Genomic DNA, 26,111 nt, shown 5'->3' on the forward strand with positions numbered 1-26,111 from the left:
GTAAAATCTTATCCGGGAAAAACTCTCATGCGAAGCGACGCGAAAGGCAGACTCTGCGACGGTGGTTCCCTCAGCATCTACGGACGAGAAGAGTCTGAACGCGCCCCGGATCATCAATAAAATAAGCCGTAAGGATCAAAATGTACTGTACAAATCACTTCCTCGTCTTCAGGAACATCATAGACCAAACCAGACCTCGCCAGTGTGGAATGTGTTTGGCACTGATCGTCTTTTTTTGCTTCTGCCTCGTTGGGAAACAGGCCTTGGCTCAGACAAGAGTCGTTACAGATCAGCTCGGAAAAACAGTGGAAATCCCGGAGACCCCACAACGAATCTACGCCCTTTCCCCGCCGGACACCTTGCTCGTCTACGCTGTGGCCCCATGCCTCCTGAATGGTTGGAACTACCAGCCCAACAAGGCCGTTCTGCCTTTACTTGTCCCTTGCACCCGCGGGTTGCCGGTTCTTGGTGGTTTCTTCGGCCAGGCCAAGACGCCGAATAAAGAAGCCGTGGTCAAGGCCAACCCGGACCTGGTTGTCAGCGGTACAATGGCTCAACCCTATGCCGCCGCCGAGTCGTTTTTCCAAAGCCTTAACGCCCCCGTTATCCACGTCAACAGTAGAAATATCGAAGACTACCCAGGTGCGCTGCGCTTTTTGGGCGATGTATTGGGACAAAAAAAGCGAGGCGAGACCCTGGCTGCCTATGCAGAAAAGGTTCTGGACGATGTTCGGGTTGGCCTAACCTCCATCCCAGAGGATAAACGCCTGACCGTGTATTACGCCGAGGGGAGAGACGGGCTATACACCGACGGCCGAGAGTCGTTTCACGCCTACCTTCTGAACTTGGCAGGAGGGGTCAATGTCCACACCACCCCCCAGACCAAGCGATACGGTAGGGATCGAGTCACCATGGAGAGAGTGCTAGGCTACGCTCCTCAGGCTATCGTGGTCCAGGATGCTGGCTGTCGGGATATGATTTTGTCCTCACCTTTGTGGAGAGACATACCTGCCGTACAAACCGGCCGGGTCTACTTGTTGCCCGACAAGCCCTTTGGTTGGTTCGATCGACCTCCTTCGTTCATGCGTATTCTGTGCCTAAAATGGCTGGCCCAGAGCCTGTACCCTGACGTCTTCCACTATGATATGATCAAAGAAACTCAGGAGTTCTTCAAGCTGTTTTTACAAAAAGAACTCAGTCCTGCCGAGGCCCAGTCCATCCTCACTCGAGGGGGAGGAAACCTCCCCATGCGTCAAGCTCGCTCGTGATGGCGGCTAACAGAAGCCAGGGACGAGTCCCAGCGATCTTAGCCTTTTTTCTGGTAACGCTGGCGGTTATCTCGCTAACCCTTGGACAATATCCCATAAGTCTTAGCGAACAATGGTTCTATCTACGCCAAGCTCTGACAGGGACGGGGAGCCTTTCCGAGACACAATTTCGGCTTATCCAAACAGTACTCTTGGAGATTCGGGTTCCACGGCTCCTGGCCGCGGTGCTGGTGGGAGCGGCCTTATCCGTCTCCGGAGCGGCTTTCCAGGCCATGTTCGTTAATCCTCTGGTATCGCCGGGACTGTTAGGAGTCCTGGCGGGATCAGCCTTTGGCGCAGCTCTAGGCATGCTTTGGGCCAGTTCATGGCTGACCGTGCAGGCCTACGCCTTTGCAGGCGGTATCCTGGCCGTTTGTCTCAGTTTGGGGTTCGCCCGTTGCTTCCGGGGGGATCGTTTGCTGTTGCTCGTGCTCGGCGGGGTCATCAGCGCCTCGCTTTTTACTGCTCTTCTGTCCGCAGTCAAATACGTTGCCGATCCCACGGACCAGCTTCCGGCCATTACATACTGGCTCATGGGCGGTCTGTCCCGAGTGGATAGGCAGACCATAGCCGCGGCGAGCATTCCTCTTCTCGGCGGCCTGGTTGGACTCTGTCTGTTTGGTCGCCACCTGGACGTCCTGAGCCTTGGCGATGATGAGGCCCGGGGGCTTGGACTCGAAGCCGGCCGGGTTCGGCTTGGGCTTATAATGCTGGCCACGGTTCTCTGCGCTCTAACCGTGTCTATCGCCGGATTGGTGGGGTGGGTGGGGTTACTTGTTCCTCATGCTTCCCGGGCATTGGTTGGACCAGATAACCGCCGGCTTTTACCCGTGACCGCCCTTCTCGGAGGAGGCTACCTGCTGCTTGTGGACGACCTGGCTCGACTCGCACTTGGCGTGGAAATCCCTTTAGGCATTCTGACCGCCTTGCTTGGCATTCCTTTTTTTCCCGTAGTGTTGGCAAACGCCCGACGGGGGTGGCGTTAAGATGGCTCTGTATGAAATTAATGAAGTCAACTTCTCTTACGGCGGGACCCAGATATTAAACAGGGTTTCCTTTACCGTTCGTCAAGGGTCATTTCTGTCCCTGCTCGGGCCTAACGGTTGCGGTAAAACCACACTCCTGCGACTCATGCTTGGTCTGAATCGACCTGCCGGCGGTCGGGTGCGTCTGGCTGGACGTAATGTATGCTCCTATCCTCGAAAAGCCTTGGCCCGCCAAGTAGCCTATTTGCCCCAGGATCATCATCCGGCCTTCGCGTACACGGTTTTGGATGTTGTGCTCATGGGAACTGTGAGTCGAGCCGGATTTTTCGGACGTCCTTCCAAGCAGGACCACCGACGAGCCAAGGAAGCGTTGGACCGATTCTCTTTGGGAAACCTCGCAACGACACCCTACACCGACTTAAGTGGCGGACAGCGTCAGCTTACCCTTCTCGCCAGAGCACTCGCTCAAGGAGCCCAAACTCTGGTTCTCGACGAGCCTATAACCGGCCTCGACTACGGCAACCAGGCAAAACTTCTGGAAATCCTCCTCGGACTTTGCCGAGAAGGTATGACCTGCCTCATGACCACGCATCTGCCGGACCACGCCCTGTGGGTGTGCGATCATGTGCTAATGTTGCGCCAAGGTCGGGTCATGGCCGACGGTTCACCCCAGGAGGTCGTCACTCAGAAAAATCTCGCTCGGCTTTATGATGCGGATATAGCGGTCTTATCTGTGGCCGACTCCTTCCAGGTCTGCGCTCCTAGACGACTCATGCCCCGAGGGCGAACCGCTGTTACGGGCGGCCCCCGCTCGCCCCTTCCACCCCATGGCGATACCTCGGTGTCGCACAACCTCCTCGGAAAGGAGCTTTCATGACCCAGCCTACAGACGAAGACCTCGACTTTTATCGTTATGACGAAAACCACCGATTCGCCGCTATGTATCCCTTACTGGCCCGGCAGATTTTCGACGAGTTCGATCTCCAGAGCGGGGTTTGCCTGGATGTGGGAACTGGTAGTGCGGCGCTCATCATCGAGCTGGCCAAGCTCACTCAAATGGAAATGATCGGTTTGGACACCAACTCAAAAGCTCTGGAATTGGCAAGGGAAAACGTGGCTCAACACGGTCTGCCTTCCGACCGTTTCCAGTTTTTGCTTAATGACGTGTGCGCTATGCCTCTGCCAGACGCCTCAGTAGACCTTCTCCTCAGCCGAGGCTCAATTCCTTTCTGGACAGACTTGCCAACCGCCTTCAAGGAAATCAATCGAGTCCTCGCTCCTGGAGGAAAAGCATTGGTGGGCTGCGGTTTCAGTCGTTACCAGCCTCTGGAGGAAGTGAAGGCCATGCGGCCCGACTGGTCCAAACAAGGAGTCGACGACCCGAGAAACGCCTGGAAGGCTCCAGGGGTGTTACCTCAGGCTCTGGCCGAAGCTGGCCTCAACACGGCGAAGACGCGCCGAGATGAGTATGGCGTGTGGGTGGAAATAAGCAAACCCGGCCAAATCTAGGCCGTCCGACAGACAAGGAGTTATCCATGCGTTGTTTCATCTGCGAGCGGGGTTGTCAGATTTCTCAGGAAGGTACGGGGCTGTGCGGTCGTTACACCAACCGAGATGATGAAATCGTCGAACGGTTCCCTGACCGCTATCTTCTGGCCTGCCCCATTTCGGTGGAAACAGTGCCCTTGCTTCATTTTCACCCCGGAGCTCCTTTTTTCCAAGTCAGCACCGTGGGGTGCAACTTTGACTGCCCGGGCTGCATCGCCACGGTCACGGCCCGAGAGATGAATCCGGACAGTGCAGCTCTGCAGCGTCTGACGCCCGAGGCCGTGGCTGACAAAGCCCTATCTGATGGATGCCGAGGTGTGGCCTTTCTGCTCAACGACCCCTTGGCCTCCTATCAGACATTTTTGCGAGTAGCCCGTGCCGCCAAAGAGAGGGGACTTTTGGTCACCTGCGCCTCCAACGCGTACTTCACGAATGAATCTCTACGCCCGCTCTTGGGTTTGCTGGACGCCATCAACATAGGGTTCAAAGGTTTAAGTGGAGAGCGCCTACGGTCTTGTGGCGGCCGAGACGGGACCGTGGTTCTACGAAACATCCGTATGCTACGCGAAAACGGCGTTCATGTGGAAGTGGCCTGCATGGAACGCCTGGACAATCGAGAAGACACGTGGTCCTTAGCCCGGGAACTGGCCGCCATATCTCCGGACATTCCTTTGCAGCTCATGCGCTTCATCCCGCTGGAAGACGCCGACCCAGCTTTGGAGCCTTCCATCCGGGACACCGAAGCCCTTGCACGAGAACTCCGTTCGGTCTTGCCCCATGTGTATGTGTTCAACGCTCCGGGCACACGACAGCTTGACACTTACTGTCCATCCTGCGGTGGGGTGACACATTCCCGAGACTTCTATGGCCCTATGGGCGCCCGACTTCTCAATTCAGGCAGTCTGGATACGAGAACTTTGTCGACGGATTGCCCTGCCTGCGGCGCATCTGTCTCCATTCGAGGCGACATCACGCCCCCGAGTCTCAGGGAGCGAGAATTTCAAGGAGGTTACCCTTTTACTCGGGGGCTGGAGATCGTGGAGTCCATGTGTCTGGCCATGGGTGTGAGGGAACGAGCTGAGGTCATTTCCGCCTGGGAATGGCTGTTAGCCCAAAAGCGGTTACCCGATCTCCATCGGGGCATTCAGAGCATCGAAGGGTATTTGGGGCTGATTCGCGATTTCGGAACAGTGTTAGGACGCAGGGAAGGAGCCGAAGACCTCGCGGCGTACCTGGACAGCCTGGTCGAACCGGTGCGCCGGGGCGTTGAGGACATTACCCAACGGCCCAGCGTTTACTATGCCATGGGTAAGCCGCTTTTCGCCATCATGGGCAAGCGGTTTGAGAATCATCTCGTGGAAACGGCCGGCGGGGAGAGCTGCAACCGTCGTCTCGAATTAGCTGGACGACCGGGGCAGACTATCTCAACCGAAACGCTGGCTGATGTAGCGCCCGAAGTTATTTTCATATCTTCGTTCATCGCTAACGATCCCGAGACGTTCTGTCAGGAATGTTGTGAACTGGGACTCGACCTCCCGGCCGTGCGCCACAGCCGAGTACATATAGCCCCCATCCCATGCAGCGACTTCGGCGCGCCCAAATGGGTACTCGGTCTGCGAGCCATAGCCAATGCCCTCCACCCGGAGATGTTCAACTTTGACCTGACCGCCGACTCCAGCGCCTTTCACCATCGAGTGTACGGCCAAGATTTCCCTCTGGAGTCCATCAACCGGTCTTTTGCTAAGCCAAGCAGATTGTGGCGTTTCGAAGAGCCTCGCTGCATGAGGGAGGCATCTTAACGAAGAATTGGGCTAAGTATTAGAAAAAATAGACTTTAAGCAAACCTCGTGCCGGACGTCCTCTAAGACCGAAACATGGACGAAACGAGACGCTGAAACCGGCCAGTTCATGGATGGAAAGAAAGATGGGACGCCCTTTAAAGGTGTAGCCAAAGAAGTTGATGATCGTCGGGATTGAAGATTGATGAGGCGAAGCCTCTCGGCCTCGCCTCGGTTGATATACTGTTAGTACAGCCCCCCGATGTTGGTGGCGGTGTGGATGGTATCGGCGAAGAAGCCGGCTCGGCCGGCGAGTTCGCCGAGGAGGGCGAGGACCGGGAGCCATGTGGGGATGGTTTTGTTTTTCCAGAGCACGGCCAGGCACGCGATGAGCACGGCAAGGTGTGTCCAGTAGAAACCGGACGCGAACCAGGCTTTGCCGGTCATGTGCATGACTGTACCGCCGGATATCCATACGCATGGGGCGATGAGGTTAAGAACGAGACCGACCACGAGCGCGGTGGTGAAAATACGCGTCATGAGCGGTTGGCGTTCTTTGCCGGCGAACCAACTTCCGAATCCGGCGCCGAGAATGACGGCCGACGTCAGGAAGAACATTGTGGGCAGCGCGTTGTTGATGGCGGGGAGGGCTGGCGGTGCGTATGTCATGCCGGCCGACGTGATGACGCCAAGTCCGAGAATCGCCGCTATCCAAACCAACGCCGTCGTATTTTCCTTGATCAACGCCAGGGCGGCAATGACGGCGACCCCCGTGAACAGGCCCGCGAACAGCACTTCGCGACTCAGCCAGGCCGAACCGAGGTGGGTGACGGCCCTGGGAGCGCCCAAGGGGTGTCCCAGGTGAAACAGTGATCCGATCATGCCGACAACCATGAGGCCGGCAATAACACGCCATTCACGCTGCGCATCGCCGCTCGGTCCTCCCGCGCTGACACGTATCGCACGCATGAGCGTGAGGCCGATGGCAGCCTGCGAAAACACCGTAAACAGAACAAGTGGCAATTCCAGAGACTGCATATTTACCTCCTCACCATCTTCGGCATTTGGGGAAGAATAAAGCGGGTCGACGGGTTGACCGACTCCATTTTGGGAAACCCGGCCGGATACTGTACTTCATTGGTCTGGTGCAATTCCGCCAGGTCGATGAGTTGCAGGGCGTCGGTGGGACAGGCCTGGACGCAGGCGGGTTTCAGATCGGCATCGAGACGCTCGTGACACATGCTGCACTTTTCGGCGCGTTTCGCCACCGGGTTGTACTTGGGCGCACCATAAGGACAGGAGCGAATGCAATTGCCGCAACCGATACATTTGTCCTGATGGTGGACGACCACGCCGTCCTTTTCCCGTTTGGTGTAGGCGTTGACCGGACACACATTGAGGCAGGCCGGGTTCGCACAGTGATTGCAAGCCAGCGAGAAAAACGCCCGTTCCCGGTGTGGATAGATTTCTTCCGCCAAAGGATACACTTGACGCCAAATGATGCCTTCTTCCTGGTGGTAATAATTGCGGCAGGCCATGGCACAAGTGAAGCAGCCAATGCACCGCTCGGAATCAACTAAGAATGCGTATTGTTTTTGCATTTCATACTCCTCAGATGCGTTCAATGTCGGCAAACTGGTCATGAATGGCGACTCCGGGGGCTCCGGCCTTGAAAGCGCCCATGTCGGCAGATTCGTCGTCAACGAGATTTTGGACGTTGAAAGTATTCCCTTTGCCGAACCAGGCTTCGTACATGAGCAGACAGTCTTCGGAGACATTGTCCGTCAGCTTCACCCGGACGCGCTGTTCGCCTACCTTGTTGAACACGCGGACCATGTCCTGATCGGCAATGCCCTTCTTGGCCGCAGCGTTGGGATGCATGTAGACGAATGGTTCCTTGTCATATTCCTGCATCCAGTCGAGATTGATGAACTGCGAGTGAATGCCGAACTTGGTGTGCGGTGTCAGCAATCGAAATGCAGCGTAATGCTTGCGCCTTTCCTTAAATGCCGGGAGTGCGTTGTGGCCGTTCTTTTCGCATAATTCGGATTTGAATTCGTATTTACCGGAAGGAGTGTCGAATTTGTGATCAGGCCAGGCGGCAGATGTCTTTAGCTTGGCTTTGACCGGGCCGTTTCGCAATTCGGTCCAGTCCGCAATGCCGAAGTAGCTGTAGATGTCTTTGTTGAATTCCTTCGCCATCCACTCTTTGGTATCGATGTCTTGCGGGAAGGTGCAGGAACCGGGAGACAATGCGTTCATTTTTTGGGATAACGCAGCCGCGATTTCAATGTTGGATTTGGCCTCGTGCATAGGCTTAATGGCTTGTTCGTTGATACTCAGCCAATAATGCCAATAAGATACGTTGACGGTCCATTCCTCGAACAGTGTCGTGACCGGCAGAACAATATCGGAGTTGGCCACGGTCTCGTTGAAAAACTGATCCACGGTGACAACCATTTCCAGGGTGTCGAACGCTTTTTCCAGCTTGGGACGGTCGAAGTCCTGGGCAAACGGGTTTTTACAGGACACCCACAGCATCTTGATAGCCGGATCTTTCGTATCGAGAATGACTTGGGCGGTTTTGTTGATGTTGACGGTTCTGTCTGAGTATTGCGCTTCCGTACCATTGGTGAAATCGAACTCGCCCTTAGCTGCGTTGCCTACAAATCCTTTGGACCCTTCGGGCTGTTTCTGAATAAGGGCGTGGTAGTTGAATCCCCAGGTCTGCAATTGACCGTAGCGAGCCCCGCCGCCTTCCTTGCCGATATTCCCTGTCATGGCGACAAGTGCATCGATAGAGCGCACGGATGCACCGCCGTTGGTGTGGCGCTGCATGCCGTAGCCAATCCAGATCGTCGCCGGATCGGCCGTGGCGAACTCTTCGGCCACTTCCTTGATATCCTTGGCGGGGATGCCGGTTTGCTCGGCGGCCCACTCCACGGTGACGTTGGCATTGAGATAGTTGGCGAAATCTTCAAAGCCGTAGCTGTAATTGTTGACGAAATCCTGATTCACCAAGCCGCTGTCGAGAATATGTTTGGCCATGCCAAGGGCAAGGGCGCCGTCGGTCGATGTTTTGGGTTGCCAGTACACATCCCCTTTGGCCGCGGTCTGGGTAAAAACCGGATCGATCACAACAATTTTGGCGCCGCGACGTTTGGCTTCCATGATGTATTTCATGGAATGGACGGAGCACCATGCGGGGTTGGCCCCCCACACAATGATATACTTGGCTTTGGCCATGTCTTCGGGGTCATTGCACCACATGTTGCCCATATCATAATTTTGCGCATCGATTCCGGCGGGCCAGCACGGTGTCCCCACAAAGCGCGTCGTGTAGCCAAGAGACGACATCATGCCTTCGACGCCGTAGTTGGTGATACCGAAGTTGCCGGAGTATTTGGTCATACCCATGCCAAGCAGGTTGCCGTCTTTTTCTTTGAGTTCCAGAATTTTTTTGGCGATGCGGTCCAATGCCTCGTCCCAGGAGACGCGACGCCATTTGCCCGAACGGCGACCGTCCTGCATCATGGGGTATTTGATCCGGTCAGGACTATACGGCCGGCGAGTGTAGCTGTAGCCTTTCACGCATAATCCGCCGTCGGTATAGGTGGACTCGGGAGCGCCTTCGATGAATTGAATGACGCCATCCTTGACGTAGGTTTTGATGCTACACGTGTCGTAACAGTTTCTCGGACAGGCATTGCGAAAAATAGTGAATTCCGCTTCGTTGAATGCGGCCGCCTCTGCATTCATGGGCACTAGAAACCGGCACGGCAACAGGGCAGTTGCGCCGACCGCGGCGAGCCCTTTCAGGAATTGCCGTCTGTTGTACGTCTGTTTCATTGTCATAGGCTTCCTCTTGCACGCTTGTCTTGAATGTTTCCGTTATGCTTCCAATGCATCCGCGTCGGATATGGCATGGACCAACCAGAGCGAGAGCGCGTCTATCGCCATGGTAATGGGGGCACTGACGTCGAGCAGTCTTCTCACCGCCTCCACAAAGAGGGGAACCCACCCGTTCATGTGTTCACAGACGAGCCACTTCTTCAAAATGCCTCCATCCGCATCCTCCTGTGCCAGGCTTTCAATGGCGATGTAGGCATCCAATTCAAAAGACAGATGATCGTCGGGTGTGGCGTTTGGATTGGGGACTGTCAGCCCGAGACGACGATAGGCATTTCGCATCTCCATGGCCGGAGAACCCATAAGTGTCGGCTCATTCAAATATGCAGATGCGTAGGGGGGCGCAGGAACAGCCGCAGGACCGACAAAGAGCCGATTGAACTCGTATTCGACATCAATCCAAAGTGTTGCCGGATCGAGTGGTATGGTGAACACGCGCGAAATGGAATCGGCTGCGGCATGTATATCGTTCGCATTGATGGACGCGAAAAAATCTCGAAGTGCGGCAGCTCCTGTGATGAGTTGTGTTTTATTTAGCATAACTATCCTCCATTACAGAAAAAACAGGATCGACACTGATCCTGTAGTATACTCGTCATGAAGGGTGACAGGCGGGAAAATGGGGATAGATTGGGTATGTTGAACTACCCAATCAGGATGACAGGCCGAGTGTTTTCAAATGTGCGTAGAGGCTCACGCCCTTCCCATGTAGGTTCAGTTTGCGGCGGATATTCTTTCGGTGCGTTTGCACGGTTTCCACGGAAATATTGAGGCTGGTCGCAATATCTTTGGAGGGATGGCCCGCTTGAATGAACTGACACACGCGGGTTTCCATATGAGTGAGTTTGAGGAGACCTGGGTCCGAAGCATCACTGCCTGGAGCCAATCGCCTTAGTTGGTCTTTGGCAACGGTGATATACCCTTTGCGAATACCACTGTCTTCTTCGTGTACAATGCGGTCGAGCGCTGGCAGCACCAGGTTGTTCACCTTGGACGAAATTTCATTCAGAATTTGTTCACGCTCTTTATCGATGCTTTGCAATACGTTCCGCAAGGTAATGTTCATCTCTTCAAGATGTTCTTTTTCCCGACGCAACGCTTCCGTTCTTTCCGATACGACTCGTTCCAAAGTTTCTCGTTGAATGGCGTGCGCTGTAATGTTGGTCAGCATGATCATGTATTCATTGCTGGCCATGCTAACACTCCCGATGGAATTGATTTGCATGCGATAGATGATATCGTTGTCGAAGGGGCTTATTTCATGGAATATCCCGAGGGGGTAATACTTGAGCACATCCTTCATCGATTGCCCTTCCATGGCGAGAACCGTCCAGATGGTCATACCCTGCACATGTTCTTCGGCAATCACGGCTTTGACGGCTTCGTTGACATTCATCACCATGCCATTGTTCTCGACGACGAAAATAAGGTCGGAAGTGGCATTGAGAATGTTCTCGTATCGGCATTTTTCCAAGGTGAGAAGGCGATTGGCTTCATCGAGCTTGCGCGCGGTGACATCGGGAAGTGTCGTGGTCCAGTCTTGAACAAACAGGACTTCCAAAGCATCGCCGTAGAGTTTGATGTGTCGTCGTGCCAGGACTTTGTCTTCATACGATCCATCCATGCGCTCAATCACATCGATAAGGCTATGAATAAATGTTTTGAAGCATCCCAGATACATATCGGCGGTGACGCCGCGCATGCGATGCCGTCTTGCCGAGGCGATTTGCGGATGTCCCCATTGATCGTTGTGCTGAATGAGCCAGGAGAAGTCGGGGGGCATCATGCCTGTATCCCAATGTTGCCGCATGGGAGCGAGAAAATCGTTGAGTGCTTGCAAGCAATCCAGGCGTTTTGCGGTCGTATGTTCAAGGTATCCGGCTTGCGCCATGCGAAGAGACCAACGTTCAAGGAAAAAATGTTGTTCTTGCTCAAGAGATGTCACCATCTCCCAATATTGCTTGTGTTCGGGCGTGTTCTGCATGCGATGACCTCATCTGGAGCATTTTTCGATAGAGAAGGATCGATACCTCCGGCGGCCCCTCACTCACTTTTTATAATGTTTCTAAGAAAAGTGAGTGCGGGGAATCTTCAAAAACTTTTAATAGTTATACTGTAAATAGAGAGTAAAATGTTGTGTGTATTAAGATTGTATTGATTCAATATAAACGGAAAATATCCTCGCCGTATACCCAATGGATACCCATAAAACACAATAGGATGCTTGGAGGGGATTATCAAGGAGGATGGAGGTTCCAAACGGGAACGGAATTGTGAAAGTCTTGTATAGAGTCAGATGTCTCTGCAAACTTCGGCAAGGGCGAAGAGGCCTGAAAGAAAGCTGAAGCATACGATCACGACATCAAGGCTCAGAAGTTAAGGAATGAAGAACTTCAAACAGGCAGTACGGACGATGTCGGAATCTACGCCGATGAACTTGCGGATCTTTGGTATCAAGATCGTAAGGCCGCAGGGTGTGGAGGCTGGTTGAAAGATTGGGCCAAGATTCTCAATAAGCATATCCTGCCTCAGATCAGCAACGTACCGGTAGACGAATTGAAACAGGCGTCTCTCGTTAAGTTCATCAACCGCCAGTACAAAAATAATTCTCCAACCACTTGTAACCGATATCTCAGCTACTTGAAGATCATGTTCAACTGGGGTGTGAAGCACGAGTACCTTGCCAAAAATCCTCTCGGTAAATGGCAAAAGGCCAAAGAGTTTCCCAAGGAGTTGGTACTCAATGCGGAAGATCTTCAGAGAATCCATGACGCCGCCGTTCCTCACATCAAGTGGGCCATCGAAATCTGCATGAACCTCGGAGTAAGAACGGGTTTGAGCGAACTGTTGACCCTTGAATGGAAGCACGTGGACTGGGAGAACAAGTGTGTTCGGGTCTTCGCAACCAAAACCAAAACATGGCGCAGTGTTCCGGTCCGGCCTGAATTCCTGGAAAAGCTCCGTGAGATGAAGGCCAATTCGAATACCAACTTCCTTGTGGAATACAACGGGAAGCCAATCAAGAGTCTTCGTAAGGGATTCAGAACCGCTTGCCGTCGCGCCGGAATCAATGACGACATTATCAGCTACGACATTCGTCACCTGTTTTGCTCCAGCATGCTTTCACAGAGGGCATCTCCAAACGCAGTTTCCCGCCTCATGGGGCATGCCAGTACAAAAATGACCTTGGACCGCTACGGCCATGTTATGCCAGGTGATGAAGAACGTGCTGTCGAGTTGTTGCCGGTGATTGAGTAGGAAGGCGAGAGTGTTGAATTTGGGGGCGTCAGAAATGGCGTCCCTTTTTTTCATTAGGCTGAGTACACATCAATGCAGAATAAAGTCGTATCCATCGGGATAAGGTAAACGACTATGAACTTCTTTGATGAAAGAGTAATATTTTTGAACAAAAGAATAGAAGGCTCCTTGATCTCCAAGTTCTCTGTCTTTATAGGCGTGAATTGCGTTTCTGTATTTTTGGACATCGCCGACAAAATTGGACCAATGCTTTTCAAAACGAGTTTCTTTATCCATTAAAACTTTCAAATATTCAAGACTAACAATGTCAGGTAACTTTGGAAATCCATTTTTATCAGTTTCGATGCGTCCACTTTGTAGATAGTCATTTAGATAAACAGAGAAAAATAGTTTGAGAGTCCCTTCTACAAGTGCTCCAAGGTTTGCCCAAGCTAATATAAGCTCGCCTTCTGATAGAGATTCTCTTTCTAGCCAAATATGAAGAGCTTTAGACAAAGAGACTTGTCTGTCCAAGCGGGACTTGGACATCAAGGAGGCGGCATTCGAAGGAGCCCAGCCATTTGCATTGCTCCAAAACTTCTGAAGCATCACATTAGCGTGAATAATATTGTCGATGGTTTTCTTAGTCTGTTCCATATCTCATAATTACCTCAAAAGGATACCTATGCCTGTAATACTAAATCAGTCAAGTACCATGTTCACACCCGGTTCACCGGTAGGTTCACCGCAAAAGAAAAGGCCTGGTTATCTTGAAGGATAACCAGGCCAATGTATTGGAAATTTTCTGGTGGAGCTGGAGGGAATTGAACCCACGGCCTCTTGAATGCCATTCCTGGCGAAGGTCCAGGAAATGTTGATTTTATTGTTTTTTTTGCAGTACCTGTGAACACTCTTGTCGGAATTCTAGAGGAATCTTTGGGAATCCTGGTTCACCGACGGTTCACCGGGAATTTGATGATTGCTGTATTTATATTCACATCTCTTAGATTCATCTCAATTGTGCGATGTTGGTTGTTTACGAGGCTTGGCGTCGAAGAGATAGTGGCTTAATTTGGGGGGGAAGCGCACACTACTCTGTAGCAGATCACTTTGGACAAATCATCAATTGACAATCGTTTGTCCTGTAAGGGATTATCATGCAATAATGGCTTACAATTATTGTCAGAAAAGGAGTGGAAGGACTATGCCTGAATATATCAAAATGCGGATTATCAAAAACCTAATAGATGAGATCCGATGCCTTAGTGCTACTGATTTGGAACTGGTTGGTCACAAAGTTGTTTCCATGATTGAATCTAAAAGGTTGATCCATCACGGTATAAATAAGGACTATAAACCTGTTGGCCACACGGTTGATAGTTTTTCTCCTGATTCTACCATTGTTGCTGAGTATAGCACTGAAAAAACGTATTTTGAATCCAGTGGGCCAAAGAAAAATCCATCATATGAAAAGATTGAGAAAGATCTTACTCATGCCTTGGCTCACAATAAGCCTAATGGGCCAAGTTCAATATATTTGATTAGTAACCAGGAAGAACCTCCCTCGTTCCGTGACAAGTTCGACTCAACTCCTCTTGCCAAATCAGTAAAAGGAAAGGTCGTATTCTTTGACGCACATGAATTGGCAAAGATAATTTATGAGCAGTCAATTCTAAACTCTTCCTGTGCCAGCTTTTATACTCAGTTTCTGCCAAACTACTTACATGATCTAAATAACTACGAATACTATGGTAAGATTCCAAGCCAATGTGAACACTATGTTCCTTCTGTGAACATTTTAAAATCACTAAAAACTCATTATCATAATGGTCATAAAATTTGTGTACTCCATGGTTTAAGCGGCGCAGGTAAAACCCAAGCAGCAATTGAATATGTTCATCATGAAGAAACAAATTTTGACAACTATATTTGGATAGCTGGTGAAGATTGGAAGAAAGACACTCCTTTAAGTGCTGTGAAGCGATCCCGGGGAGGCACACCTGTTAATGTTGCAGGTATCTTTAATGCTGGAAAAACGATCCTCGTAATTGATAGTATTGAACGAAAATTGGAGCTGGCAATGTTCAATGAACTAGCCGATGGTTTTACAAAAGGTGGGGTTGTTCTTGCGACATCACAGCTGTCAACTCCATCGAAAGATTTCTATTTGCCGATCCCTTCATTGTCTAAAAGTGTCGCGTTTGAAATTCTTGGAGAAGATCCAGATACAGCCTCTGATGTATGTAAAAAATTCGTTTCAGCTTGTCTTTCTTCACCACTCATTCTTGCCACAGCAAGGAACATATTGAGTGAACAAGGGATCAAAGGAGATGTTTTTTATAAAGAGGTCTTGGATGAACCGGAAGATGTACGTGGTGATGATGGTGGGTCTATCATACGAAAAATTATTTCAAAACTTAACCAGAGGGAACATAAAGCTCTTTCAGATATTGCCAATTCAGGGTTAGGAACTCACGATTTAGACTTTTTAAGAAATTTCATTGGAATCAATGCGTGTTCTAATCTCCAACGATTATCAATTGTGCTACCTGCGAACACTCCAGGAGTAGTGAAGGTCCATGATCTTGTGTGTTTGGCTATGCAGGATGACGTAAACGCATCAGTGTTAGCTGAGGCTATTGAAAAATATGTCGAGGAACATGAAGGGGAGATGGAGTTTGGGGTCCTTAGACAAATTCATCTTGCAAAAAAACAGATACATGAAGAGAATTTACGTCGCGGAGAACGGCAGCCGGATTGGTTGACATATGCCCTTTTGCAGATTGAACGGGAAGAAGATCAGACGATTTATAAACAGATTTATACTAATGAGGTTACACCAGATATGGGGCTAGCTTCGATGGTGAGCATAATCGATTCAAAAGAAATATATTCATACTCTATTGAGAACCTTGAAGAACAGCGAGAGTATTATCAGGCCTGTGCTCAAAAATATGGGACTTGTTTTGCTGCTACGAAAGACGAGCAAGTAAAAGCAGAGCTGTTACACCATCGAGGGAAAGCTCTTAGGCGGTGTGGTCAATATGAAGAAGCTCTTAAATGCTTCAATCAACTTTTTGAGATTAAGCCCAATTGGCATGCAACATATGGTCAGATAGCGCACCTTGGTTCTCTGTCTAGGGTTACCAGAGCAATTAAAGCAGAAGGAGAAAAGGCTTTGGGAGAGCTGATGGAGAGAGTTTTAAGAGACCCTCTAGCTGTACCGCTACGAGTATCTCTTGCAGCGATTTCAAGACTCAGATCATATAAGAATATCGCAGACTCTATTAAAGAAAATTCTGCAAAGGTTCAAATTCTGTCTGATATTATTGCCATGTCTGCGCTAGATGGATTTGATCAGTTTTATGAGTCTTTTGTGGCGTTTACGTCTCTCTTTAGGTATAATCATGGCAAGCGCTGTGTAGATCTTGCCGAAGCTCTTCCTGAAATGCTGGCTATGCCGCCAAGTCTAGTTGACAAAAGGCAATGGGTTAATGCCTGTGATGCATTAGCCAATATGGCTATTACTGCTGACAAGGAGGGTAAACAAAGCCTTTCAAGTGAGTTTATCCGAGCTAGTTGCGCTTTTGCAGATGCTATATCAGAAAAAACGGTTTTAACGGCATTTAATGCTCGGGCCGTAGCCAAGGCGTATAATCAGGCTGATAAACCAAAGAGTGCTCTTGCTGCAATTGAAAAAGTGCCAGATGGTGGAGCAGATCATTGGTTATTATATGTAAAGTCGAAAACTCTTTCAACTCTCGAAAAGCACGAAGAAGCTTTGCAAAGTGCAGTAAAAGCACTTAACTTGGCCGTTGAGGATCTAAAAGGCAAAGAGTGGATTTCAATTTATCATGAACGCCTAAGCTCATGTCGTGAGGCGTTGGGAGATATTCCTGCTGCATTGAATGAATGTTCATTGGCGATAGATAATTGTAATAATGATAAGTATAAAGAGACTCTTAAAGAGCGCTTAGAGATGATGAAGCCCTCGTCGTAAATTAAAAATGCTTCTCGGCGGAAAGATGTTCACACCCGGTTCACCGAGAGGTTCACCGCAAAAGAAAAGGCCCGGTTATCCTTCAAGATAACCGGGCCAATGTATTGGAAATTTTCTGGTGGAGCTGGAGGGAATTGAACCCACGGCCTCTTGAATGCCATTCAAGCGCTCTCCCAACTGAGCTACAGCCCCGTGAGGAGAGATAGCTACGCTTCCGGTCGGGACTTGTCAACGAAAAAATGTCGACGGCGAATTTTTTTATGCGCGTGACGGTTATGCCTTCATGGGTTTTGTTCATTTTGAAAATATTGTACATTGCCTCCACCAAATCCTTCTCACCAGAGAACGTTTGGTGAGAATAAGTAAGGAATTGTTGCATGACCGTTCATCCCCCATTGAGCGATCAGCTTCGAAGTGCGCTTGTACCCTTGCATGCACAGCTTCAGGCTGTTCCGTATTGTATGGCCCTTGTCGAGAGACGTGCCCCGTTATCGGTGTATATTACACATCTACGGGTCTGGGCTATGGTTTTTGCTGTGGTAGAGTCCGGATTAGATCGTGCCGACAACCCTTTGCTCGCCGATATTTGGTTTGATGAAATGCGGCGATTGCCGTTGCTTTTCACCGATATTGATTATTTCCGTGATGTACCTCCTCGTTTGCCCCTTACGCCTGATCCCGTGCGTGTCATGACTTTGGCTCTGAACCTGGTATCGAACTTGCGTAAAGATGCCATGACACAGCCCGTGTCACTCCTCGGGGTTTTGTACGTTTTGGAAGGGGTCGCGTTAGGTGCGAAAAACATTGGTCTCGCCTTAACGAGTGGTTTCGGTTTGACCCCACAAACGGGAATGGCCTACTTCGCCGCACTCAAGGACGACGGAGCCTTGCGTTTTGAAAATTTTAAACGACGTCTGGATGCGGCGCCTCTTTCTTCGCGGGATCGAGAGTTGGTTGTACAAGCCGCAATGGATTTTATTGGCGAATGTATTGATATTTTTTCTTTACTTATCGAACCGGAATCTGAAGGCACAGGCCAAGCAATTCGTTATCTTGCCGTTTCATTGAACCCCGAAGCCGGGAATCATCCTATTTGTCAGGACGAACAGGAAATTACTGCGGTTATGCAGGCAAGTGTACGCTGCCTTGTCGATTATCCATACCTTATTTATCGGTTTGGTACCCGCGGAAGACGATTTCTCGACAGCGATGGCGCGTGGCTGGTTCATCTGACAAATCTTGAGACGAAGGAAATGCTGTCTCAGGTGCTGTGCTTTGGACAATCTCTGACCAGTCGCGGTATTCCACAACTTCTTCTGGAACATCATTTGCGCATGCTCCATCGGGAGTTACGTCGCGTGCTTCCTGAAAATCAAGAACGATACGAAAAGCTCATCTTTTGTGCCGATCATATGAGACGTCATCGACGAGAGCTGCTTTCCGAGGACGTCATTGACGCGTTGACGAGTGATTTTTGCAATCAGACCGGGTTGTACGGCAACTTTGCTGCCAAAGAAGCAGCGGAACTGATTATTGCGGGTGTTCTCGATGAAGCGCAAGGTCTTGAGAACGCCACAGACAGCCTCATGCCATGGTTGGCTGATCCCATGCGACGACCGGCTCCGTGGATAAAAACCGTACGTATCACCATGGACCGGGCGAACCGGGCCATTGTCGCGAAAAAAGCCCGGCACGAACATATAGCATGATGTGCTCTGGCCATTTTCGTAACGACCACGTCTTCCTCATTGCAGAGTGAACGTTTCTCCACGCCTCTCTCTTCGTGATCGACGAGAGAGGCGTGGTAGGTTTACGAATTCCCTGTGCCGTTTCCTTCCTTCCAGTCGATTATGCGAATTGGACCGGGAGTTCGACTGACGGTCCGCATGTACTTCACCGCGGGTTTTCCAAAGACCATGACATACCCGACAAGATGATCACGCGGAATTCCAAGTCGATCCCGGAATTCGGGAAACAGCTCATCCAATGTCCATTTGAGCATGCCGTTCCACAGTGATCCCAATCCAGCACTGGCGGCAAGGAGCTCGAAATACGACAAGGAAATAAAACAGTCGGGCAGCGGCGTGGGGCAATTTTGCGGGGCCGACGCAATAAGCACATGGGGAGCCCCACGAAACAACACGTCTGCGCCTTCCTTGGTCCACATTTTGATCGCCCAGCCGAGGACTTCCATACGCATATCGTCATTGTTCTCGCCGTCTCGGATGGCTTGCACCAATCGGGTATACACGGCTTCACGCAGAGTATGGACTGACTGGCGGTTTTTTACCACCGTCAAGAGCACTTGCTGTGCATTTACTCCGGTTGGGGCATGGTGAACTGTGGTGAGAAGATCTTCAATGACGTCGATGGGAAGTGATTCATCGAGATATTGGCGTGTTGATCGTCTTCCACGAATCAGCGTGGCCATTTGTTGAGGGCTCGGAAAGGCATTGTTGATGGGAAGTTCATTCTCCGGATCGTTTCCCAATATGGAAATCGCTTCTGTTGGACAAATAGCCAGACAATGCTGACATCGGATACACGCGTCGGGATTGACGATGGTGGGGTAATCGTCCAGTTCGATAATGCGGGCCGGGCAATCTGTGGCACACAACCCACACTGAGTACAGCGCGCATGATCAACAAGAAATTTGAGCATGGCGTATCCTTTATTGTATGCGTTAATCGAAGGAACACGTAAAAAAGAGTCTACAATGCTCGGTGTATTGTTGCAACAAACAAAGTAAAAAAGTTCTGTACATTGTACGTGTATTATATATGTCGAAACTGATGTGCCGTTTGTAAAAATACAGTGAGGAGTGGCCTGGGAGCGTCGTTTCGTGTAATTATGTCCATTTCAACATAAGGAAGCTCTGCATCTATTGTGCGAAATACAACACCACGTCGAGGATGCGCGCCTGTTGATTTCGGCACAAGAGATAGTCCGATGCCGGCAGCAACGAGTGCCACGGTCGTTCGCTTGGAGAGGGTTTCCGCGCAGATGATGGGTTTACCGCTCGGAGTTGTCAGTTGTTCCAGTATCGTGTCGTACAGTTCCGGAAAGAGACTGCGCGGATAGAAAATAAATGGTTCATCGACTAAATCGGCGGGTTTGATAACCGTATGTTGCGCCAAGCGATGACCGTCAGGAACAGCGAGCACGTAGTGTTCCCGCATAAAAAGTTCGCTCTTGAGCCCGTCTGGGCATTGGTTTGTCCGACGCACAAATCCAACATCAATGCGACGATCTTCCAACGCTTGAAATTGATCCGCCGTTGAAGATTCTATCATTTCAAGGAAAATAGCCGGTCGTGTACTGCGAAATGCACGGATGACATCAGGCAGAGCGCCGTCCATAGCTGGGCCAACAAATCCTATGGCAAGCCGTCCCGTCTCTCCTCGTCCCGCGCGACGAGCATCAACACGGGCCGTTTCGGCCTTGGCCAGAATATCTATGGCATGGGGTAAAAATACCCGTCCCGCATCCGTTAGTATCGCACCGGTGGATGTACGCGAAAATAAGGCCGTTCCGACTTCTTCTTCCAGGAGGCGAATATGCCGGCTTAGTGGGGGTTGTGCCATATGCGCACGTTCAGCGGCGCGGCGAAATCCGCCTTCTTCCGCGACAAGAACAAAGAGGCGTAATTGTTTCAGTTCCATTGTGATATACATTGTATATCACTTTTGAAAAAAAACAATATTAGACGTATCGCAAACCCAGGCCTACTGTCGTTTCGTGATGTTGCCATGACGGCATCGCAATCCCCCTAACTCGGTTTTTTTGATCAAGGAGATCACACATGCGTACGACTCGACTCGGTCATTCCGATCTGATTATTTCCGCCCTCGGGCTTGGTTGTATGGGTATGTCTGAATTTTATGGAACGTCGGACGATACGGTTTCTCGTGGCGTCCTCGATAGGGCGTTTGAACTTGGGATCAACTTCTATGACACAGCCGATATGTACGGCCACGGACATAACGAACGGTTGTTAGCCGGATTCATTGCTGATCATAGAGATCAGCGAGAGAAGCTTGTCATCGCCACAAAGTTCGGCATCAAGCGGGAACAACCTGGGAGTTATGCGCGAGAGATCGATAATTCCACGGCGTATATGCGAGCCTGTTGTGAAGCATCGCTGTCACGCTTGGGCATCGACGTTATCGATTTATATTATGTGCACCGACTTGCCTCGGACAGACCGATTGAAGATGTAACTGCCGATCTCGCTCGGCTCGTGGAAGAAGGGAAAATTCGGTATATTGGATTCAGCGAAATTACGGCGGATCAGTTGCGCCGGGCTGCCAAGGTGCATCCTGTAGCGGCCGTTCAGACCGAATATTCGTTGGTGACACGAGATGTCGAACACAACGGCGTGCTTGATGCGTGTGCCGAGGTCGGTGCGGCGTTTGTGGCATATAGTCCTTTAGGACGTGGTTTTCTGACCGCATCGCAGACTTCGCCCAGTGATTTTGAGGAAAACGATTTTCGGCGCATGAATCCGCGGTTCCAGGCCGATGCTATGGAACGAAACCTGCGCTTGCTCGATGTTGTCAAAGGCATGGCTGCAGAAAAAAATGTGACGCCTGCACAACTCACCTTGTCATGGGTGTTGAACAAGAACACAAATGTTGTCCCCATTCCCGGAACACGGCATGTGCGCTATCTTGAGAGCAATGTTGCGGCCTCGGATATTGTCCTGACAGCTGAAGATATGGAACGATTGGAAACAACATTCCATTATGATGCGGTAGTCGGACAACGATATCCTGAAGAAGGCTTTAAAGGCCTGACCAGAGAATAAACCGTCATACATTATAGAGCACGGGTTACCGGCCACGTTGATATTGGCCGGGAGTGGCACCGGTGGTTGCGCGAAATGTGGTGGTAAAATGGCTTTGGTCGACAAAACCAGTGTCCAACGCCACTTGGACGATAGGAACACCTTGTCGGAGTAATAGTTTGGCGCGGTGCAAACGTAATTGCAATTGGTAGGCATGCGGCGAGAGTCCGAATGCACGACTGAATGAACGCAATAATGCGTATCGGCTCAACTCCGGTGCGTCGGCGGCTTCGGCCAGATCGACAAGCCGGAGTTTTGTTGTTGGTGCGTCATGCAAAATATCGCGAACGCGACACAGGACAGACGAGCCGGCGTGTTCCGTACTGGGGCGACACCCGGCATGCGTTGTTGCCAGTCGGGAGATGACCGCAAGCAGGGTGGAGTGTTTGTGCAAAATGTCGCCAGATGATTGCATGGCATTATACAACACGGCGAGATGATGGCGAAGGAGAGTATCCGGACATGCCGCAACGGCAAATCCGGGTTCGCTGACGTCAGGAAGTCCGATATCGGCCATACATGTTTTGACAAGGTCACAGGAGAAAGAAAACATGCGATACGCCCAAGCTGTATTTCCTTGAGGGTTGCACGCATGCACTTCGCCTGGATGGATGAACACCACGTCACTCTGGTCAACAGCCCCATGTTTCCCTCGGAGAAAGACGCGGCTGTCCCCGGATTCGACAAAGCCGATATTATAACTGTCGTGCGTGTGTTTGGGAAATGTAATAGCCTTGAAGCGGGAAATCCGCACTTCCAAACCAGGAAGGTCGGGGTCTCGCCAAAATGCATTGTCACCGGATGGAGGAAACGGCTTCATAGGCGTGGCCTGAAATCAGAATGCTGGACGTATGAATTGAATTATTTTTTCGGTAACCGTGTCGTTCTTGCCCTTGCTGAACAACCCACATCATAGCCTGCAATTTTTTGCAAGATGTCCTTCTGGTCTTGAAGCTAAAGAAACGTTCTTTGGCGTCACTTTGAACCGACCGAGGAGGTCTTCATGCGTTTATGGCAAAATGCCATGATTGGTCTGGCCCGAAATACATCCGTGACGATGTTTATGCACTCGTCACGCTTTATGTGTCGCTTTGCAAATCAGTTCGTTGCCGGACATGATGCAAAGGCCGCACTTGAACGAAGCCGTGAGCTGTTTTCGCGAGGGATACGGTCTTCATTGTTTTTTCTCGGGGAGTATGTCGAAGATGAAACTCGCATTGAGGAAACGGTTTCATCGCTCATGGAGTTGGTCCCTGCCCTGTCCACAGCGGGACTTGATGTGCATGTTTCAGTCGACCCAACACAGATAGGGGCTATGTTGTCGTGGAATCGTTGCTATGACAATGCGTTGCGTTTGGCACAGACCATTGCCGATCATGCGGGGCCAGGCGTAAATATTTTGATGATCGATATGGAAGATGCGTCGGTGACACAATCGACGCTCGACTTGTATCACGCGTTATTCTCGGCCGGCTTGCCCGTGGCCATCACGCTTCAGGCTTATTTACATCGATCGCCATCGGATATTGCGCAATTGGTTGAACAGGGAGCTATGGTTCGCTTGGTGAAAGGAGCGTTTGCGGAGTCCGCCGACCTGGCTGTGAGCGGTCGCACTGCTCGAGATGCGGCGTATAGAGCATCACTCGACATGCTTTTCAGTGAAACCGCCCGACAGCATGGAGTGCGGCCGGTGGTCGGCAGTCATGATCATACGATGATCGATTACGCCTGTTCCTTGGCAGAACAACAAGGATGGAGACCGGACGAGTGGGAAGTCGAAATGCTTCTCGGGGTGCGACCAGATTACCAACGTCATTTAGTTGAGCGTGGGGTGCAAGTGCGTGTGTATATGCCGTATGGCAGCAGTTGGTGGCCGTATTCGATACGTCGTATCGGTGAGACACCGCGGAATCTCGGATTTGTCGCACGGGCGCTGTTGGGATGACTCGCGACGGTCTTTGATTAAATCATATCGGCGCGGTCCAGGGCGGTGCGGGCTTCTTCGTGCCGGTCCTGGACGGTGAGCGCGCGGGCAAGTTCCAGCCAAAATTGTTTTTTATCCGGGCGGACAGCAACGCTTTGCCGTGCGAGAGATTCGGCAATCGCCGGGTCTTCCCCGTGATCAAGGTAGAGCTTTGCCAGGCTGTGCATGGAACTGGCGTCGTTGGGATTGTGGGTGAGGGCCTGATGAAACAGTTCTCGGGCCTCTTCGATGCGATTTTGCGCAAGAGACAGCCGTGCGAGATGACGTACGGTTTCACCTTCGCCACCGGGGAGTGCTGCGGCTCGATTGTAATATTTGCGAGCGACCGCGAATTGACGCGATTCTTCAGCCATTTGGCCGAGTCGGAGCAAACTGTAGAGTGCGGCCGGTGAATCCGGTGCCGTTTTGAGGCATTTTTGAAATGCTTTGCGGGCCTGTGCGGTTTCACCGATGCGGCGTAAGGTATGGCCGTAATTATAGAGAGCCATGGCATTTTTGCTATCCATGGCAATCACTTTGGCGAGTTCGGCGGCGGCCTGTTCCAAACGTCCCACTCTGGTTAAACAGGCAGACAGCGAGTTGCGTGCCAGAATGTTTGTGTCGTCGGCAATCAATGCCAGTTTGTATTCTTCAATGGCTTCATACACATCACCGGCGGTAAAAAGACGATCGGCGCTGACAGTGAGGGATATGGAGTCGAACACGGCCACTTTGGGGGGCTCGGTCAAGAGCATTGCATGATCGAGAGCCTTGCGGCAATTCTCCAAGGTGTCCGCTTTATTGAAATGGAGAAAAGGATAGCCAGCTATGCCGACGACGGGATTGATTTCCAAGCTTTCTGCACTGCGTTGGCACAGTGCCAAAATATCGGGTAAAATTTCTTCCGGAGTTTTGTCGGCAACATGAATGATGAGACTTGAGGTGCTATAGCGACCCATTTCCGGCTGTTCGGCAAAAGATTCACGGCAGAGTTCAGCCAGATCGCGAATTTGGGTTTCACAATGATGGCCGGGAGCGTCCGAACGGTTTGGGGATTCTTCCGGCAATCGCATGAGCATTAATGAATACGTCGATTGCTTTTCGCGTTTGCGGGCGAAGTTTCGCAAAAAGTCATGGAGTCCATAGAGACCGGTGACAAGGTCTTTTTGCGGGGTGGTCGGTTTCGACCCGTCGGTAAGTGTATGTTCGGTGTCCGAGGCGAGCAGAAGGCGGTCTCCAATTTCTACAGGCCACTCGGGAGAACGCAAATGAACGATCTCGGCAAAGGCGATATCATCCTGTACTTCCATCACGAGAATTTCCGCTTTGATCATGGTGGGGTATCGACCATGCAAGCGGACATTCTCGGGTGTGCGAATTTCGGCGTTGGTCTCATATTGCGGACTCCAGACAAGAAAGCGTTGGCCTTCGACCGCATCAACATGCCGACCAAGGTTGATGGTCAGACGCGACAGAGGAAGTGTCTCTAAAACGAGTCCGGCTTCGGCGACCACATCGGGAAACGCCAGAACTCTGTTTCTGCCCAGTTCTTTAGCCGCTGTAACGGTGCGTTGGGCTTTTTTGATCAGAATACGAGCTTGTTCGCGAACGGAGCCGGTAAACTGGCGACCGCGCAGATGTTGTGGATAGATTGCAAAACCAGCACTGGCCGTAAGGGAAACCGTTTCTTCGGTGTGCGGATCCATGGCTTCAACGGCAGATAGGGCCTCGCGTACCGACTCAGCAACCTGGCGACATTGACCAGTGGAGATTCCGGGAAGCAACAGAGCGAAGACATCGTCGCCAAGTCTGGCCGGTAGGGCGCCTTCCGGGCATGCTTGGGACAACGCCGTAGCGGCTTTTTGGAGAAGCGTTTCGCTAAATTCAAATTGTCGGCCGCCTGTGACGGTCGCGAAATGGTCCAAGTCGAACAGGACAATGCCGACACTTCCGGAAAAGCTTTTCGCATCTGGATCCATGCAGGCGGATGATGTTGGTAAAATGCAGTCCTGTACGAGGGAAATTTCACGCTCGAGGGCACGAGTCAACGCTGGAGGATTGAGTAATCCGGTAAGTTCGTCGGTAATGGCCGTTTTATGCAGCGCGAGTTTGTCCAGCCACAAAGACGCCACTTGTGGCAAAACACGACACATGGTTTTCGGAGCCGGCAAACGAACACCACGAGCGATAAATATGGCGAGGAGTTCATTCTGGTGGACCAACGGGATAAGAAGTTCTCGTTGGTCCGGATGGTGTGCGGCGATGGAACAATCCGGGCCAAAAGAGCGTAATAAGTTTGGAGGAAGATTCTGAGGGAGGTAGAGGCTGTAGGATTTGAACGGTAAAAAGGCACTCAGGGCATCTTTGAGTGCATGCTCGAATCGGATAATATCTGTCCGTTCGAGAGAGACGACGGAAGCGTCAAGAGATTCAGCCTGTCTACGCATCGCATGATACTACCTGCCATACCGTTGAAACTCAAGGCCGATACTGTTGAAAAGCGTTGCAAAAGAAGAAAAAAAACGAATTGTAACAA

At 51.0% G+C, this 26,111-nt stretch carries 20 protein-coding genes and 1 tRNA gene; 10 read left to right on the forward strand and 11 right to left on the reverse strand.

The features are described 5' to 3' along the window. Positions 1-263: 263 nt before the first annotated feature. Genes G451_RS26925 through G451_RS0101745 form a run of 5 tightly spaced genes read left to right on the forward strand, consistent with a single transcriptional unit; the run spans position 264 to position 5,640 of the window. A complete protein-coding gene (locus G451_RS26925; protein WP_245587752.1) occupies positions 264-1,268 on the forward strand; it encodes an ABC transporter substrate-binding protein in 1,005 nt (334 codons plus the stop codon). Then, on the forward strand, positions 1,268-2,293 hold the full coding sequence (locus G451_RS0101730) for a FecCD family ABC transporter permease (protein ID WP_027182918.1): 1,026 nt from the start codon (positions 1,268-1,270) through the stop codon (positions 2,291-2,293). The genes G451_RS26925 and G451_RS0101730 overlap by 1 nt, the downstream gene beginning before the upstream one ends. Position 2,294: 1 nt before the next feature. Further along, positions 2,295-3,170: an ABC transporter ATP-binding protein gene (locus G451_RS26930; protein WP_084448307.1), complete on the forward strand. Its 876-nt coding sequence runs from the start codon at positions 2,295-2,297 to the stop codon at positions 3,168-3,170. Then, complete coding sequence (locus G451_RS0101740) at positions 3,167-3,802, forward strand: class I SAM-dependent methyltransferase (RefSeq protein WP_027182919.1); 636 nt, start codon at positions 3,167-3,169, stop codon at positions 3,800-3,802. Before G451_RS26930 ends, G451_RS0101740 begins: the two co-directional genes overlap by 4 nt. Before the next feature lie 26 nt (positions 3,803-3,828). Then, positions 3,829-5,640 carry a radical SAM protein gene (locus tag G451_RS0101745; protein WP_027182920.1) on the forward strand — a complete coding sequence of 604 codons (1,812 nt, stop codon included), beginning with the start codon at positions 3,829-3,831 and terminating at the stop codon, positions 5,638-5,640. Between the two features lie 225 nt (positions 5,641-5,865). Here the strand turns inward: G451_RS0101745 and G451_RS0101750 are convergent, their stop codons facing one another. The 5 genes from G451_RS0101750 to G451_RS0101770 form a co-directional block, all read right to left on the reverse strand. Beyond that, complete coding sequence (locus tag G451_RS0101750; protein WP_027182921.1) at positions 5,866-6,657, reverse strand: dimethyl sulfoxide reductase anchor subunit family protein; 792 nt, start codon at positions 6,655-6,657, stop codon at positions 5,866-5,868. A gap of 2 nt (positions 6,658-6,659) precedes the next feature. Continuing rightward, positions 6,660-7,220: a 4Fe-4S dicluster domain-containing protein gene (locus tag G451_RS0101755; protein ID WP_027182922.1), complete on the reverse strand. Its 561-nt coding sequence runs from the start codon at positions 7,218-7,220 to the stop codon at positions 6,660-6,662. Positions 7,221-7,230: 10 nt separating this feature from the next. Next, positions 7,231-9,474 (reverse strand): molybdopterin-dependent oxidoreductase, encoded by a 2,244-nt coding sequence (locus tag G451_RS0101760; protein ID WP_027182923.1) that lies wholly within the window; start codon positions 9,472-9,474, stop codon positions 7,231-7,233. Positions 9,475-9,510: 36 nt separating this feature from the next. Further along, on the reverse strand, positions 9,511-10,068 hold the full coding sequence (locus tag G451_RS26935) for a molecular chaperone TorD family protein (protein WP_034640169.1): 558 nt from the start codon (positions 10,066-10,068) through the stop codon (positions 9,511-9,513). Positions 10,069-10,180: 112 nt separating this feature from the next. Further along, complete coding sequence (locus tag G451_RS0101770; RefSeq protein WP_027182924.1) at positions 10,181-11,512, reverse strand: helix-turn-helix domain-containing protein; 1,332 nt, start codon at positions 11,510-11,512, stop codon at positions 10,181-10,183. Positions 11,513-11,949: 437 nt separating this feature from the next. Here G451_RS0101770 and G451_RS26940 point away from each other — a divergent pair, with 437 nt between their 5' ends. Then, the gene (locus G451_RS26940) at positions 11,950-12,786 is read left to right on the forward strand and encodes a tyrosine-type recombinase/integrase (RefSeq protein ID WP_425387474.1); all 837 of its coding nucleotides are present in this window, start codon (positions 11,950-11,952) and stop codon (positions 12,784-12,786) included. Between the two features lie 69 nt (positions 12,787-12,855). On the opposite strand, the gene G451_RS0101785 is transcribed toward G451_RS26940, so the two are convergent. Then, a complete protein-coding gene (locus G451_RS0101785; RefSeq protein ID WP_027182925.1) occupies positions 12,856-13,422 on the reverse strand; it encodes a hypothetical protein in 567 nt (188 codons plus the stop codon). Between the two features lie 547 nt (positions 13,423-13,969). Between G451_RS0101785 and G451_RS0101790 the strand changes: the two genes are divergently transcribed. Next, complete coding sequence (locus G451_RS0101790) at positions 13,970-16,765, forward strand: tetratricopeptide repeat protein (RefSeq protein ID WP_027182926.1); 2,796 nt, start codon at positions 13,970-13,972, stop codon at positions 16,763-16,765. Positions 16,766-16,881: 116 nt separating this feature from the next. On the opposite strand, the gene G451_RS0101795 is transcribed toward G451_RS0101790, so the two are convergent. Beyond that, a tRNA-Ala gene (locus tag G451_RS0101795) sits at positions 16,882-16,957 on the reverse strand. A 185-nt stretch (positions 16,958-17,142) separates the two neighbouring features. On the opposite strand from G451_RS0101795, the gene G451_RS0101800 reads away from it, so the two are divergent. After that, a complete protein-coding gene (locus tag G451_RS0101800) occupies positions 17,143-18,474 on the forward strand; it encodes a biliverdin-producing heme oxygenase (protein WP_027182927.1) in 1,332 nt (443 codons plus the stop codon). Positions 18,475-18,575: 101 nt separating this feature from the next. On the opposite strand, the gene G451_RS0101805 is transcribed toward G451_RS0101800, so the two are convergent. Continuing rightward, positions 18,576-19,427: a nitroreductase family protein gene (locus G451_RS0101805; RefSeq protein ID WP_027182928.1), complete on the reverse strand. Its 852-nt coding sequence runs from the start codon at positions 19,425-19,427 to the stop codon at positions 18,576-18,578. A 113-nt stretch (positions 19,428-19,540) separates the two neighbouring features. Then, entirely contained in the window at positions 19,541-20,440 is a 900-nt protein-coding gene (locus tag G451_RS0101810) for a LysR substrate-binding domain-containing protein (protein ID WP_051261014.1), read from the reverse strand. Between the two features lie 128 nt (positions 20,441-20,568). Between G451_RS0101810 and G451_RS0101815 the strand changes: the two genes are divergently transcribed. Next, on the forward strand, positions 20,569-21,573 hold the full coding sequence (locus G451_RS0101815; RefSeq protein ID WP_027182930.1) for an aldo/keto reductase: 1,005 nt from the start codon (positions 20,569-20,571) through the stop codon (positions 21,571-21,573). 25 nt (positions 21,574-21,598) lie between these two features. Here the strand turns inward: G451_RS0101815 and G451_RS0101820 are convergent, their stop codons facing one another. Next, entirely contained in the window at positions 21,599-22,432 is an 834-nt protein-coding gene (locus G451_RS0101820; protein WP_027182931.1) for an AraC family transcriptional regulator, read from the reverse strand. 183 nt (positions 22,433-22,615) lie between these two features. Between G451_RS0101820 and G451_RS0101825 the strand changes: the two genes are divergently transcribed. After that, on the forward strand, positions 22,616-23,557 hold the full coding sequence (locus G451_RS0101825) for a proline dehydrogenase family protein (protein ID WP_027182932.1): 942 nt from the start codon (positions 22,616-22,618) through the stop codon (positions 23,555-23,557). A gap of 17 nt (positions 23,558-23,574) precedes the next feature. On the opposite strand, the gene G451_RS0101830 is transcribed toward G451_RS0101825, so the two are convergent. Next, a complete protein-coding gene (locus G451_RS0101830; RefSeq protein ID WP_051261015.1) occupies positions 23,575-26,022 on the reverse strand; it encodes a tetratricopeptide repeat-containing diguanylate cyclase in 2,448 nt (815 codons plus the stop codon). Positions 26,023-26,111: the final 89 nt, after the last annotated feature.

The organism is Desulfovibrio inopinatus DSM 10711 (genome assembly GCF_000429305.1).
Lineage (GTDB): Bacteria > Desulfobacterota > Desulfovibrionia > Desulfovibrionales > Desulfovibrionaceae > Alteridesulfovibrio > Alteridesulfovibrio inopinatus.